This window comes from Streptomyces aurantiacus, assembly GCF_001418335.1.
GTDB lineage: Bacteria > Actinomycetota > Actinomycetes > Streptomycetales > Streptomycetaceae > Streptomyces > Streptomyces aurantiacus.
Window position 1 is genome coordinate 44,589 of record NZ_LIPP01000096.1, and the last position, 14,529, is coordinate 59,117.

A 14,529-nucleotide genomic window follows, 5' to 3' on the forward strand; every position below is an offset into this window, starting at 1 on the left:
GCCACGCGGGACCGGACACTGGCGGGGCGGCTTCACCGTGGTCTTGCCAACGGCGTCGCAGGATGCGCTGCTCGCAGTCGATCCAGCCCGGCAATCTGTTGGGACGTACTCTTCGCGATGGCCGCGGCGAGTCCCGTCGCCTCGTCGGCCCGGCCTTGGTTCTGCTCTCCGGCACAGAGCGTCCGGGACTGGGTGACATGGGCGCGCAGCGCGTCGGTGAGGATCCGGTCGAACGGCGGGCCCTTCGTGGCGGCCGCTTCGTCGAGGGTGTCGAGGCTGACCATGCCCGGCATGTCGTGCCCCTCGTGGGGGCGCGTGTCCGGTACACCGGACAGCTCCAGTGCGGCGCGCAGACGGCGCAGGTCCTCGCGCAGTGTCGAGCCGGTCTTCGCCGCCAGCATGGCCACGGCCGGGTCCGCCGAGCGGGACGGAGCCAGGTCGGTCAGCTGCCGGGCACGCTCGGCCATGGGAATCATCAGCAGGATCCAGGCGGTGTCGGTCGCGTTGAAGGCCGATGTCCGCGGCGCGGCGGCTCCCGGCGGCGTACCGCCGGTTGTCGGCTGCGCGGTGCAGCCGACAACCAGCAGCGCCAGAGCCGCGGCGCACACCGACCACAGGGTCAGAACGTGCCGGCGGAGTTGCACTTGGCCTTCTGGGTGATGCAGTCCTTCACACGGTGTCCGAGAGCGGCGTTGTCCCAGGCGTTGAAGAAGTCGCCGTGGATGGACGACGCCATGCCCGAGGCCAGCCGGAAGCCCGCGCTGCTGCCGCTGGTCGGGTAGCTGACGACGAAGGAGAGGTTGGGGATGGCGACGGGGTAGGCGCCGCTGCACCTGCCGTCGTAGGTGAACGCCACGTGCGACTTGTGGTCGGGACTGTCGATGTTCTTGCCGTCCCAGCAGTCGGGGAAGACGAGCTGGTGGGTGAGGTGGGCTTTGGGGGCACAGACCGGCCAGTTGCCGTCAGCGCTGCGGCCGGTCTCACCGCCCTCGCCGGAGCACCAGTACTGACCGGTCGATCCCGCCGGGGTGGGCGTCTGCACCTTCGCGTCACCCGCGATCATGCGGAAGCCCTCCGGGAAGGGCACGGTCGCCGAGGGGTCGGGGAGCCGGGAACCGTAGTAGACGATCATGCCCTCGGCCTCGATGGCCCGGTCGCCCTCGTAGAGGCTGGGGATCCAGTACGCCGAGAAATCGTCGGCCGGGGTGCAACTGGTCGGCCTGTTGGCCAGCAGCGACTGGGCCGTGGAGAAGGCGTCCGTGCTCTTGTTGCCGAAGAAGCTGTGCATGTGGGACGCGCCGGGAAGGCCCGGCAGGACGATGGGGTCGTCCTGCTTGGAGTGACTGTAGGTGCAGGTGGCGTTGAACTCCGGAACCCGGACCACTCCGCCGGGCACCGCGGCCGGTGTCATCGCACGGAACTGGCTCAGCTGGGCGTCCCACTTGGCCTGGTCGACGGGAACCCAGCCGGGCGCCGCGCCGCCGCCCTCTGTGACGAAGGAGAACCAGTTGATGTTCACGAAGTCACCGGACCCCGTGCCGCGCACCACGGCGAACACCGTCTGGGCACCGGTGGGGTGGCTGGAGGTCTCGGTCTCCCGGGTCGCCCAGTTCTGCCAACCGCCGGTCGGGGAGACCGAGACGACCGCGAGCAGCGGTCCGGTGAGGCTGCCGGTACGCAGCTCGACCGTGCCCGAGCCGACGGCGGAGGCGATCCGCGCCGACACCGTCAGCCAGCCGGCCGTACCGAGGTCGACGTTGTCGAATCGCATCCAGTCGCCGTCGGCGAGGAACGCGGCGTTCTGCCCGCCGCCCAGGTCCGCGGTCGCCTCCAGCGCGACGCCCGACTGGGCCGCGTAGGACTCGGCCTGGACGGTGACCGTAGCGGCCTGCGCCCGTTGGGTCGAGACGGTCAGGCCCAGGGCGGCGGCCAGTACGACCACCAGGGCGTTCACCAAGAGTGTGTACAGAGGGACGCGATATCTGCGCATCTCACTTCCTCACGAACATCGGGGGGGTGAAGGGACTGGGCAGAGGAGCTGCTTCCTGCCGGAGAGCCGCTCCGCCCGAGGGACGGGCGGAGCGGCCCGCGAGCGACCGCCGCGGTGGCCGGGGCTCGGTCGTCGGCCGGGGAACCGAGGACTACTGATAGACCCGTACGAAGTCGACGAGCATCTTGGACGGGAAGGGAGTGCCGACGTCCGTCGGGCCCGGCCAGTCACCGCCGACCGCGAGATTGAGGATCATGTAGTGCGGGTGGTCGAAGATCCACGGCCCGCGAGTCTGCTCCACCTGGTCCTTGTCGAGGGAGAAGACGGTCCGGCCGTCCAGGCTGTAGGTGATGCCCTTGCTGTTCCAGTCGGCGGCCCAGGTGTGGAAATCGTCGGAGAAGTCGGCGTTCCCCGGCAGGGTGTACGGCGAACCGATTCCGCCTCCGCCGTTGTAGGCGGGCGCGTGGACGGTCGAGTACGCGGTCTTCACGTCCTTGCCGAGGACCTCCACGATGTCGATCTCGCCGTTGTACGGCCACGGCCGGCCCGTCAGGAAGTCGGCGCCCATCATCCAGAACGCGGGCCACAGGCCGTTGCCCTTGGGCACCTTGATACGTGCTTCGACGCGCCCGTAGGTGAACTGGAACGTCGCGCCGGTGTTCATCCGCGCCGAGGTGTACTGGCAGGTGGTGCTGCCGCTCAACGGGTCACGCGGGCACGACGATCCGGCGGTGGCCTCCTTGCGGGCCTCCATCACCAGGTGTCCCGACCCGTCCAGCGAGGCGTTGCGTTGATCGGTGTAGTACTCCAGCTCGTTGTTCGGCCCGGTGCCCGGGTCGGCCCGCCACTTCGAGGCGTCGGGCTTGCCGCCCGCGCCGCCGTCGAACTCGTCGCTCCACACCAGCCGCGGCGGGTTCGCGGGGTCGCTCGGCAGGGGCGGGGGCGTGATCGGGTCCCCGCCGGTGCCGTACACCTGGAACTCCCACAGCGAGTAGCCGTAGGGGGTAGCACGTTCCGTGCCGTACATGCGCACATAGCGGCCGGAGCCGGAGACGGTCAGTGTCTGCTTGAAGCCCGTACCGGACGTCGTCGAGTAGATCGGCGTCCAGTCGGTGCCGTTCGGTGAGACCTGGATCTGGAAGGACTTGGCGTAGGCGGGATCCCATTGCAGGACGACCTTGTCGATCTGTGCCGTCGCGCCGAGGTCGAGGGAGATCCAGCCCGGGTCGGTCCATCCGGTGGTGGAGCTGGTGGCCCAGCGGGAGGCCGGGTCCCGGTCGAACGCCCTGGCCGGTGTGCACTCCCAGCAGTTCCCGTCGCTCTGGGAGGAGGAGGCCGCGCCCGGCCTGCCGTAGGACAGCAGTCGGCCCGGCTCTCCGCCGGAACCGCCGGCGGTGCCGTACACCTGGAACTCCCACAGCGAGTAGCCGTAGGGGGTAGCACGTTCCGTGCCGTACATGCGCACATAGCGGCCGGTCCCGGAGACGGCCAGGTTCTGGGTGCCGCCCGTGCCCGTGGCCGTCTGGTGGACGGTGGTCCATCTCTGCGCGTCGCTCGACACCTCGATTCTGAACGCCCTGCCGTACGCGGCTTCCCAGTTGAGGACGACCCGGGTGATCTCGGCACTTGCCCCGAGGTCGATCTGGATCCACTGCGGATCGGCGAAGGCGCTGGACCACCGGGTCCCGGGATCCGAGTCGACGGCGCTCCGAGCGTTGAAGTCCCCCTCGGTACTTGAGGCGGTGGCCGTCTTTCCCTGCGAGAGCAGGAACTCCGCAGCCTGTGCGGAAGGGGCGGGGAGAGCGATGAAAGTGAGTAGTGAGGCCGCGAGTGTCAGAAATAAGGCGAAACGACGCAGCAGTGCGCGCATGGGCGACTCCTCAAGTGGGGGCGAGTGAGGGAGCGCTCCCTGAAGGGGAGAATGGAGGCGTGCGTGAAGGCTGTCAAGGGCAGTTTCACCTTGGAAAAATAGTGGTGTAACGCGTACGACTTTTCCAGGGAGCGGTCCCTCACGACGCCCGCTCCGCGCTGTCGGTCCGAGGACGGCGCAGGTGGCGAGGGGCTCTTGGACATGCTCATGACGCCCCGGCCTGCGGATACGCTGCTTGCAACGTCATGACGCTGAGCCGGAGGTCGCCCTGATGAGAAAACCCGCCCCGCGCACGAGCCCGGGCGGCGCCACAGGGGACGGACGGGTATGAAACGCCCCACTCTGGAAGTGGTCGCCGCCCGGGCGGGCGTGTCCAAATCGAGCGTCTCCCGCGTCATCAACGGCGAGACGACGGTCGCCCCGGAGATCCGAGACGTCGTCATGCGCGCGGTGCACGAACTGGGTTACGTACCCAACGGGGCGGCCCGCAACCTCGTCACCCGCCGCACCGACACCCTCGCCGTGGTGGTCTCCGACCCACCACAGGGAGTCGTCTCCGACGACCCCCTCTTCTCCGCTGTGGTCCGCGCCGTCAGCAGAGAGCTGGAGAAGGCGGGCAAACGGCTCGTGCTCATGCTCGCGGAATCGGACCAGAGCCGGACCCGGGTGGTGCAGTACATCGCCGGCGGACACGTGGACGGCGTGCTCCTTGTCGCCCTGCACGGTACGGATTCCCTGCCGGCCGCGCTCGCCCGGCAGGGTTTGCCCGTCGTGTCCTTCAACCGCACCTCCGCACAGGACGTCCCGTACGTGGCGCTGGACAACGCCGGCGGAGCGGCACTGGCCGTACGTCATCTTCTGGAGCGCGACCGGCGCCGGATCGCCACCATCACCGGACCGCTCGAACTCTACGAGGCGCGTGAGCGCCTCGCCGGCTACCGGCAGACACTGCGAGACACCGGCCGTCGCTCGATCGTGGCACTGGGCGACTTCACGAGAGTCTCCGGCGCCGAAGCCATGCGCCAACTCCTGGAGGACGATCCCGACCTCGACGCAGTGTTCGCGTCCAACGATCTGATGGCGATCGGAGCCCTGCGCACCCTCCAGAAGGCGGGCCGACGCGTTCCCGAGGACGTGGCGGTGATCGGCTTCGACGACATCGAGGCCGCGTCCTACACGAGCCCCGCACTCACCTCGGTACGCAGCCCGATGGCGGACCAGGCGACCGCGGCCGTCCACCTGCTCCTCAGTTTGATAGACGGCGGGCCCACAGACCCGGTGATCATGCCGAATGAACTCGTGGTACGCGAATCGACCTGATCGCGCGACTGATCCCGAAACCCCCTGCAGCGTGCCCATTTCGAGCAACAACCCCCTGGCAGGGTTCGGTTCCACCACCTCTGCGAAACCGCACGCCGCCCAGATCCCGCGGACTGGAGCCGAACCCGCTACGCCCCGGCTCCAGTCCGCCCGCCGTCTTCACCGGCCGGTCCGAGACCGGAGGGCGCCCCCTGGCCGACACACCATGCGCTTTCCACAAGGCCCGGCGTACCCCGCGCGCAAGCAGCAGCGGGGGTACCCAACGCGCTCAGGCCCTGCGCAAGCACCAGGCCGGCAGGAGTCTCTTCAGTTGTGACGGGAGCGGGCACACGCCTCGAACGACCGTGGGCGTCATGCCACACGGTTCAGTGTCGCCTGCACGCACACCTTGACGTTGCCCCCCCCACGAATCAGATACCTCTCCACACTCGACCGACGCGCGAGGGCGAGGGGTTGGCGCCCCCGACACCGGAGTCCTCCATGGCGGGCAGCAGGTCCTCGATCCGCTGTTGCTGGGACTCCTCGCGGAGTAGTAGCGGACCACCGCCGCCGCGGCGAGCGCGTCCAGCACGCGAGGCGAGTGGGTGGGGTGGCTGCCGCCTCGTCGGCGACGTGGGTCAGCAGGGCGAAGGCCGCCGCGTGGTTCGGGCGCAGGGTCATGAGCTGCCCGGTGGCCAGCGGGGCCCTGCCGATCAGGGCCGGGTCGTCGGAGGTGAGAACGGCCAGGCCGACGAGCATGCCATCGGGGGTCTCTGTGCATTCGTCCAGCCCCGGGACGGTCCGGAGCGCGGAGCGCTGCCGTGGCGGCAGGCTGTCCAGCTCACCATGCACCGGGCGGAGCATCTGAGGAAGGCCGGCGAAGCCAAGGTGCGCCTCGGACTCGCTGCCGACCGCTCGCAGCACCCGTCCGCCCTCTCTCCGCGTGCGGTCGGCCGTGGAATCGAGCGCGTTCGTGGCATTGGCAAGCGGGCCAGGTGGGCGAGGGCTGCCGCGCGAGCCGAGGGTGCGGGATCTGTCCGTGATCACCATCTCCCCCGGCCCCGGCACACCACCCCGCACCTCCACCACCACAGACCGGCACACCACAGGATCCGCACGCAACCAGCCCTGCAGCGAACGCAACTCCCCCGCACCCAGCCCAACCTGCAGCTCCAACCGCACTCCGGACCAGGCAAAGCCCCATGAGCAGCACAAACACCCGGCGATCAGCATCGGTACCGGGCCGCGCATGGCGTCCGGTGGACACATGGCCCTGCTGAACCGCCCGGAGGAGGTCGCGTCCGCCCTGCTGGAGTTGCTCTGACGTCGCGCCACGGGAACCGGGACGCGGGCCGTCCCCCGCACGGCGATACGGTCGGCCACCGCCTTTGCCGTGGAAGCCGCAAACCGCGTCTGCCGACGGCGGAGGCGTCGCCGAGCGGGTGGGAGCGAGAGTTCCGTCGGTCTACGGCCGTCGGTCTACGGGCAACGCGAGCGCCGCCGCGCGGTCTCGGAGCGAAGAGCAAGTTGATCGTGCTCGCGCTCGTGGCCGGTGACGGCGGTTGTGCCCCGCCCGTTCGGCACGGGGTGGTCCATCGGTCCGCCCGTGGCCCACACCGTGTCTCAGCGGGTTCTTCGCCGTGATCCAGATCCAGGAGAGGTGGGTGGCGGTACCCCTGTGGTTACTCGCGGCCCACCACCCCCGCCAGAAGCTGTGCCGTGCCCTCGGGCGACTCCACCTGGAAGTGGTGGCTGCCCAGGTCGACGAGGGTGATGTCGAAACGGTCCCCGTAGCGGTCGATCGCTTCCTGGTCTGTCAGTTCTCGTACCGCGAACACGGTGATCGGCTGCTTCGTCTCACGCAGCGCCGCGTCCATGTCCCAGTGCACCAGCCCCTCGATGGCCCGGAGGCCGGCGGGCTGCCGTACGGCGACCATCTTCTCGAAGTAGGTGTCCTTGAGGGCTTGGTCGGTCCCGGCGGGCGAGCCTCCCTCGACCAGGCCCCGCACCGTTTCGGCGAAGTCCTCGCGGAACATGTGCTTCATCGCCTCGGTCTGCTCATCGCTCTGCGCCGGGAACAGGCTCAGGTAGTGCAGCGCGTCGAGGGCGACCACGTGCGAGACCGTGTCCGGGAGCTGTCGGCCGGCTTCGACGGCGACCGCCCCGCCGAGGGAGTGCCCGGCCACGACCGCCGTGTCCACCGATTCGGCTTCCAGCACGGCGGCCACGTCGCGAGCGAATTCCTCGATCGTCCAGACGTCCCGCGTCGACCGCGACTCGCCGTGCTCAGCGAGGTCGATCGCGAGAACGCGGTAGGTGTCGGGCAGATGATCGGTGACCGCGTCGAAGTCGTTCCGGCTGCATCCCCATCCGTGGATGAGCGCGAGGACCGGCCCCGTGGCCGGGCCACTGACCGTGTACCGGATGGTCGTGTGGTCCCCCCGCTGCACCTCAAGGTTCTGCCTGGTCCTGTGTGCGGTAGTCACAATGTCTCCTTTTTGAGAATAGCGAAGAAACCTACGGGCTGGTGCGGTGACGCTGTTCGGCACCTCAGTTGCACGGGACGCTCCGCGGGACCATGACCGCGTGGCGCTTCACCCGTACCTGGTTCAGGCGCAGCACGAAGGCGGACGAAGCGATCACCACGATGGCCAGCGCGGAGATCTCGGCGGCCGGCCTCAGACCGATGTTGGTGACGGCGATTCCCCCGAGTACGGAAGGCACGCTGTTTCCCAGGTAGTTGATGACGTTCGCCATGGCGAACACGGCTCCGCGCTCATGCGGCTCGGCTACGCGGGCCAAGGTGCCGAAGGTCGCCAGCACCGACGCGCCGAAGCCGATACCCGAAACGACGGTGCCGACGGCGGCCAGCCAGGCGAGGTCCTGCGTCACTCCGGCGAGCGATGTCAGGGTGCCGAGCGCGAGCAGTGCGGACGAGGGGGCCAGCAGCGAGGACGCCGGCCGGGAGCGGAGCAGGCTGATCGCGACCGCTCCGGTGCCCGCCAGGAGGGTCACGACGACACCGCCGATCAGGTGGCTGTCCAGTCCCAGCAGTTGGGCCGCGACGGACGGGCCGAGCGAGAGGTATATCCCGGCGAGTGCCCAGGCGGCGATCCCCGCCGGCACCAGTGGGACAAGGTCCGCTCGCAGGTGCGCGGGCATCGCGACCCGAGGGCGCAGGGAGGCGACGGCGCCCGGCCGACGGGATGACGTCTCGGGGGTGAGGGCGACGATCACCGCTGCCGCCGCCATTCCGGCCAGCAGCAGTGCGTAGACCAGCCGGGTCGGGGACGGGGCGAACTGCACCAGCGCGCCACTGCCCAGAGCACCGAGTGCGAGTCCGCTCAGGGGCGCTATGGAGGTGACGACGCCTGCCCGCCCGCGCGAGGGTTCGAGATCGACGAGCATGGCGCTCAGGGTGGTGGTCGCCGCCCCGGTCGCGATGCCCTGCAGGATCCGTGCGGCGGACAGGACGAACACGTTCCCGGCGACCAGGAACAGGACCAGTGCGACCACCTCCAGTGCGATCGCGGCAGCGAGTACCGGCCGGCGGCCGAGGTGGTCCGACAGTCCTCCCACGGTGAGCAACGTGGCCAGCAGACCGAACACGTACAGGGCGAAGACGACGGTCAGCGCCCACGCCGCGAAATGCCACTGCTGCTGGTAGATCACGTAGAGCGGCGACGGCGCGCTGGAAGCGGCCAGGAAGAGCATGAAGACGGCGGCTACAGCGAGGAAGGCACCCTTCCCCGGACCGCGGGCCGAACCGCGCGCCGCTGGTACGTGCTGTGTCCTCGTGCCGTACGCTCTGCCGGCCTTACGGTCCCCGGCAGCGCGGCGTGTGATTGTCATCAGATTTTCCCCTCATATCTCCGGTTGCGACTCTGATCTCACAGGGCGCGGTAGTACTGGTTCGGCCAGGACGAGGGGTCGTCGCGCCGGTGGCGCAGGACGAGGTAGGGATCGCGCAGCCAAGCACGTCCCATCAGCACCGCGTCCGCCTGGCCGCTCGCCACGACCTCGCCCGCCAGCGACAGGTCGCCGATCTGCCCGACCGGGGCGACCGGGAGCCCCGAGGCCTGCTTGAGCGTCTCCGCGAACTCGACGTGAACCCCTTCACGCACCGGCGGCCGGGCCTGCGCGTCCTGCACCAGCACCCCGGAGGTGACGTCGAGGAAGTCGATGCCCACGGCGGCCAGTTCCTTGGCGAATGCCGCCGCCTCCTCGATGGAGACGCCGCCCTCGACCCAGTCCGTGGCCGTGATGCGGACGAAGACGGGCTTCTCCGCCGGGAAGGCCTGCCGAACGGCTCGGGCCACGCGCAGCGGGAAGCGCATCCGGTTCTGCAGGCTTCCGCCGAACTCGTCCGTCCGGTGGTTGGACAGGGGAGAGAGGAACGCGTGGAGGATGTATCCGTGCGACGCCTGGATCTCGGCCACCTGGTATCCCGCCAGGTGAGCCATCTCGGCCGCGTGGGCGAAGTCCGCGACGACCTCGTCGATGTCGGCGTGGCTCGCCTCCTGCGGAAGGCTCAGGTTCCCGAAGGGAACTGTCGACGGCGCGACCGTCTCCCAACCGCCGTCAGCCACGCTCACCGGGTCGTTCTGGCCCAGCCCGACCCAGGGCAGCTGGTGCGACCCCTTACGGCCCGCGGCCTGCAGCTGGATAGCGGGAACCGCACCCTGCTCGGAGATGAACGAGGCCAGACGCCGGTGCGCGGCGGCCTGCTCTTCGTTCCAGATTCCGAGGTCCGCCGTCGTGCACCGGTGAGCCGGCCCGACGGCTGTGGCCTCGATCATGACCAGCCCGGCTCCGCCGACCGCTCGCGCCCCGTAGTGCACGAGGTGCCAGTCGGTCGGCTTGCCGTCCGCCGCCGCGGAATACTGGGCCATCGGGGACATCCACACACGGTTGGCGACCGTGACGTCCCGCAGGTGCAGGGGACTCATCTCGGGGCCCGTGAAAGCTGTACTGGACACAGGGGAACTCACTTCCTGAGACACACAGGACTCGCAGTGGTCGTTGCATTGGGCAAGCCAGGTCCCGCGGCACAACACCCCAGGTCGGGAGTAGGCCTGCGGTCTGCACCCCGGACACAGTCGCTCGTGGGAGCGCCAGGCCGAGATGATGACCCGCTTGAGGTGGTGGTGCGGTTACCGGGTCAGGTCGACGCCGGTCGCCTTCGCCAGGTGGCGGGCGATCTCCGACTGATCGGGGTTCTCCTCGCCGAGGTCGGCGAGCGCTGTCCGACAGAACTGGACACAGGCCTGCGACACCGTTGGCGACAGGCCCAGCGATGTCGACAGGTCCAGGGCGTTGGTGATGTCCTTGACCGTCAGGGGGAGGGAGAACCCGACCTGGAAACGTCCGTCCAGCACCTCCGGTCCGATCTTGACCTCGGTCGACTGGTTACGGCCCGTGGACCGGTTGATGACGTCGAGCATGGTCCGGGGGTCCAAACCGAACTTGGCTCCCGTGGTGAGCACTTCGAGCGCCCCGACCAGGCCGATGGCCGACAGCAGGTTGTTGAGGGCCTTCAACGCGTGTGCGGACCCGGTCGGGCCGACATGGGTCACCGACGTGCCCATCGCGCGCAGCAGGGGAAGGGCCCGCTCGTAGTCCGCGACCGGCCCACCGGCCATGATCGTCAGCTCCGCGGTGGCGGCCTTGCGCGGGCCGCCGGAGACCGGTGCGTCGATCATCGCCACCTGGCGCTCCCGGAGCCGATCGGCCAGCTCCTGTGTCGCCCGGGGCGCCGAGGAACCCATGTCGATGACGAGCGTGCCCGGCCGCACATGGGAGGCGAGGCTTCCGGGGGTTCCCGGATCACCGAGCACGCGCTCGACGACCGCGCTGTTCGGCAGCATGAGGATCACGGTGTCGGCACCGGCTCCGGCACCGGCTCCGGCTCCGTCGACGGGGCTCGCCAACGCCGTCACACCGTCGTTCCTGGCGGCGGCGGCGATCGCATCGGGGTCGGCATCGTAGACCGCCACCGGCACGGATCGCGCGAGGTTGCGGACCATGGGCTGCCCCATCGTGCCCAGTCCGATGAAGGTGACTGTGTCCGGCATGACTGTCCTACTCTCCTTGTCGGTTTCGGGGCGGCCTGGGAGCCGGCCGCCCCGACACTTGCTGACGGCCCGGCCGCCGGAAGGGATTCACGACGCTGATCACCGGCGAACGCGTTCATGCCCGGACAGACGGGGCCATGGTGACGCGACCGTGCCGGATCCGTGGGCGGGCCGGCGAGGACGGCCTAGTCACCACGGCGTGGTGACTGACGCGGGCGGCTCCGGGGCGCCGGGATGTCAGGCGCCGGCACCTGACCCTCCCTGGAAGGCCTGCACGGTCGGTTCCAGGCCGTCGGCGCCGACGACCTCGCGCCAGGCGTCGAAGCCGGCCTGGAAGGCGACGACACCGGCCTCGGGCAGGCTGATCTCGATCGCTTCGAGTATTTCCTGCGCGGTGACCCCCAGGTCGAGAGCGACCCTGATGTGGCTCTGGATGTGCCCCTTCGAAGCCCGCATCACCGTGAGGCTCACGATGAAGATGAGCTCCTTCGTCTTGCGGTCCAGCGCCCTCTGGTCGAGGTAGGCGGCACCGACGAGGTCGTTGGCGGCCTGCAGCACGCCGAAATCATGCTTGGCCATCACCTTGTGGTAGTCGAGGACATAGCCTCTCGTGCGCGCCATGTCGTCGATGTAGCTCTGCGGTTCCTTGACAGTGCTCATGGGCAGGGGCGCTCCTTCGGTCATTGATGACGAATACAGCAATACTGTGATATAGGGCGTGTCAGGCGAGTTCGCCCGCCTTCTCCATCGCCAGGGTGACCTCTCCGGTCAGTTCCCTGACGCCGCGTCAGTCTCGGTGGACCTCTTCAGCAGGCGCGTGCGGACGGGCTCGGACCGTGCGACGTCCGCGAACGTGAGCGCCATGGCCAGACCGGCGTCGCGGACGAACCGGTCGCCCTCCGGGCCGCCCGCGGCGGCCGCGAACGCGGCGGTGTGGTTCCCGGCCTCGGGCGGGAGATCGAACGACAGCATGGGGTGGATCCCGGGAATCCGCAGTGACACGTTGCCCATGTCGGTCGAGCCGAACATCTTGTCCGGGTAGTCCGGAAACGTCCGTCCGACCGCTTCGGCGTTCTTCTGGAAGAGGGGAGCCAGGTCCGGGTCGTGGCGGAACTCGCGGTAGACGGACGGCAGCGAGACGTACTCCACGCCGGTTCCGGTGGCGACGGCTCCGGCATCGAAGCACGGCCGCACCCGCTCCCAGACCTCGTCGACTTCGGCGATCGTGTCGCAGCGGATCATGCAGTCGACCACGGCGTGGTCCGGGATGACGTTGACGGCCGCCCCCGCCTCCCGCACCACGTGGTGCACCCTGATGCCGTCACGCAACTGCTGCCGAAGCAGCCCGACAGCGGTCTGGGCGAGGACCGTCGCGTCGGCGGCATTGAGTGCGCTCCACGGCCGCGACGCGTGCCCCCCTCGACCTGTGTAGGTGATCCGCCAGGAGCGCGAAGCGCGCAGTACCGGGGTGACGACGTCCTTGAGCGTCGGGTGAACCATCATGGCCGCGTGTGTCCCGTCGAAGACACCGCGGTTCACCATGATCTCCTTGCCGGTTCCGCTCTCTTCGGCAGGTGTGCCGAAGACCCGTACCGTCAGACCCAGTTCGTCGGCGAACGGAGCCAGTGCCAGGGCGGCGCCCACAGCCGCCGCGGCGATGACGTTGTGACCGCAGCCGTGACCGATGCCGGGGAGCGCGTCCATCTCCGCGCAGATCCCGAGGACCAGGTCACCGGAGCCCGCCGACGCCACGAACGCCGTCGGCAGGTCGGCCACCCCCTTCACCACCGTGAACGCGCCGTCGTGCTCCAGAGCCGCGACGATCGACGCCGACGTCTCGTGCTCCTCGAAGGCAAGCTCGGGGTTGCTATTGATCCTGTGCGAGAGTTCGGTGACCGAGTCCAGCCTCTTGTCGAACTCGCGCTTGACGCGCTCGTTGATGTCAGTCATCGCCATACCTCTTTCAGCAGTCGAAGGATGTTGCCGCCCAGCACGGCTTCGAAGTCGCGTCCCCCGGTCAGACGGCGGAGGGCCTGGCGACAGGACCGGGCAGCATCGGGAACGCCCCTTCTCGGCCCGGGTGAGTCACCGCGCCCGCACAGACCCGTCGGCGTCGACCACGACGGACGGGTCCAGTTCCCTCGACTCCTTCGCGAACCGAGCGAGAATCGAGCGCGCCACCTCCGGCCGGGGCATGACCGGCTGGCTGTCCGAGTCGAGTTCGATGGGCTCGACGCGAAGCTCGGGCCCACCCGCCTCACCCAGCCGCACGCGGAACACCGCGCTCTCGTACCACGGGCCCCGCAACAGCGCCGGCTGATAGGGCGCGGCCGGGTGCGCGTCCTCCCGCACGACCATCGAGTCCGGGCTCCACCCGTCGCACCAGTCGAAGACGAAGTTGCCCGTCGAGTAGAGAATCAGCCCGTTCCCGTAGAACTCGACGGGATGAAGGCAGTGCGGGTGACTACCGATGATGAGGTCCGCTCCCGCGTCGACCAGCCGCCGCGCCAACGGCTGCTGGTACTGCGCGAGCGGCCCCTGGGCCGCCGGCAGGTAGCAGAACGGCACGCCCCAGTGCAGCGCGACGACCACGACATCGTTGCGTTCCTTGGCCTCACGGATCAGGGTCTCGGCCGCGCGAACATCCGGCTCGTGTGCCGTGGAGTGCACGAAGGGCGGTGTGCCGGGCGTCTCGTCCAGGAAACGGCTGTCGAACTCGAAGTTCTGGCGCACCCGGATCGCGCCGATTCCCGCCCGGTCGGCGGTCGCGTTGTAGCCCAGCGGAAGGGCGGAGCAGAAGCTGAAGAAGGCCAGGGTCCTCTCGCCGACAGACACCACCCGGGGGCCGGTCGCCTCGGTGACCGATTCTCCGAATCCGGCGTGCAGGACTCCGGCGGCGTCCAGCGCACGCACCGTGTCGCGCATGCCGTCGGCCCCGTAGTCCATGGCGTGGTTCATGGCCAGCGACACCAGGTCGAAGCCGAGTTCCGCCAGTTCCGCCGCGCCTGAGGCCGGTGCCCGCATCGCGACCAGCTTCTCGGCACGCTCCCCGGACTCCGTGAGCGGCACTTCCAGGTTGCCGATCGTCAGGTCGCCTCCGCGCAGAAGGCCGAACGCCGATTCCCCGGGGCGGGCCGGCTCCACCGTCCGACGCCGCGGCAGTCCCGATACGACTACGTCCCCCACGATGGTCAGGTCCATAACACTCGTTCCTCTATGCGATACGCCGTGCCACAATGTAGCTCACCCCGCCCCCTGCGGCAAGAGTTTCCGTGCCACGATGCGAGATGGCTGTG

The 14,529-nt window shown here is 69.2% G+C and carries 12 protein-coding genes; 2 read left to right on the forward strand and 10 right to left on the reverse strand.

Annotated elements, in window-relative coordinates; all coding sequences use genetic code 11:
• Positions 1 to 32: 32 nt before the first annotated feature.
• From AOK01_RS14145 to AOK01_RS14155, 3 genes are all read right to left on the reverse strand, one after another.
• A complete protein-coding gene (locus AOK01_RS14145; protein ID WP_169800136.1) occupies positions 33 to 608 on the reverse strand; it encodes a DUF305 domain-containing protein in 576 nt (191 codons plus the stop codon).
• 11 nt (positions 609 to 619) lie between these two features.
• A complete protein-coding gene (locus tag AOK01_RS14150; protein WP_245702245.1) occupies positions 620 to 1,954 on the reverse strand; it encodes a DUF1996 domain-containing protein in 1,335 nt (444 codons plus the stop codon).
• A gap of 187 nt (positions 1,955 to 2,141) precedes the next feature.
• Entirely contained in the window at positions 2,142 to 3,860 is a 1,719-nt protein-coding gene (locus tag AOK01_RS14155) for a discoidin domain-containing protein (protein WP_055511414.1), read from the reverse strand.
• A gap of 327 nt (positions 3,861 to 4,187) precedes the next feature.
• On the opposite strand from AOK01_RS14155, the gene AOK01_RS14160 reads away from it, so the two are divergent.
• Complete coding sequence (locus tag AOK01_RS14160; protein WP_055511416.1) at positions 4,188 to 5,180, forward strand: LacI family DNA-binding transcriptional regulator; 993 nt, start codon at positions 4,188 to 4,190, stop codon at positions 5,178 to 5,180.
• Between the two features lie 1,018 nt (positions 5,181 to 6,198).
• Entirely contained in the window at positions 6,199 to 6,483 is a 285-nt protein-coding gene (locus tag AOK01_RS43530; RefSeq protein WP_157871303.1) for a hypothetical protein, read from the forward strand.
• Between the two features lie 358 nt (positions 6,484 to 6,841).
• Here the strand turns inward: AOK01_RS43530 and AOK01_RS14170 are convergent, their stop codons facing one another.
• From AOK01_RS14170 to AOK01_RS14200, 7 genes are all read right to left on the reverse strand, one after another.
• Entirely contained in the window at positions 6,842 to 7,645 is an 804-nt protein-coding gene (locus AOK01_RS14170; protein WP_055511420.1) for an alpha/beta fold hydrolase, read from the reverse strand.
• Between the two features lie 64 nt (positions 7,646 to 7,709).
• Complete coding sequence (locus tag AOK01_RS14175) at positions 7,710 to 9,011, reverse strand: MFS transporter (protein WP_079103408.1); 1,302 nt, start codon at positions 9,009 to 9,011, stop codon at positions 7,710 to 7,712.
• A 38-nt stretch (positions 9,012 to 9,049) separates the two neighbouring features.
• A complete protein-coding gene (locus tag AOK01_RS14180; RefSeq protein WP_055511465.1) occupies positions 9,050 to 10,108 on the reverse strand; it encodes an NADH:flavin oxidoreductase/NADH oxidase in 1,059 nt (352 codons plus the stop codon).
• A 204-nt stretch (positions 10,109 to 10,312) separates the two neighbouring features.
• Positions 10,313 to 11,233 carry an NAD(P)-dependent oxidoreductase gene (locus AOK01_RS14185; protein ID WP_055511423.1) on the reverse strand — a complete coding sequence of 307 codons (921 nt, stop codon included), beginning with the start codon at positions 11,231 to 11,233 and terminating at the stop codon, positions 10,313 to 10,315.
• 237 nt (positions 11,234 to 11,470) lie between these two features.
• Positions 11,471 to 11,893 (reverse strand): carboxymuconolactone decarboxylase family protein, encoded by a 423-nt coding sequence (locus tag AOK01_RS14190; protein ID WP_107099813.1) that lies wholly within the window; start codon positions 11,891 to 11,893, stop codon positions 11,471 to 11,473.
• 108 nt (positions 11,894 to 12,001) lie between these two features.
• Complete coding sequence (locus AOK01_RS14195; protein WP_055511467.1) at positions 12,002 to 13,183, reverse strand: M20 family metallopeptidase; 1,182 nt, start codon at positions 13,181 to 13,183, stop codon at positions 12,002 to 12,004.
• A 135-nt stretch (positions 13,184 to 13,318) separates the two neighbouring features.
• Positions 13,319 to 14,434, reverse strand: a complete 1,116-nt coding sequence (locus tag AOK01_RS14200) for a CapA family protein (RefSeq protein ID WP_055511427.1) — start codon at positions 14,432 to 14,434, stop codon at positions 13,319 to 13,321.
• Positions 14,435 to 14,529: the final 95 nt, after the last annotated feature.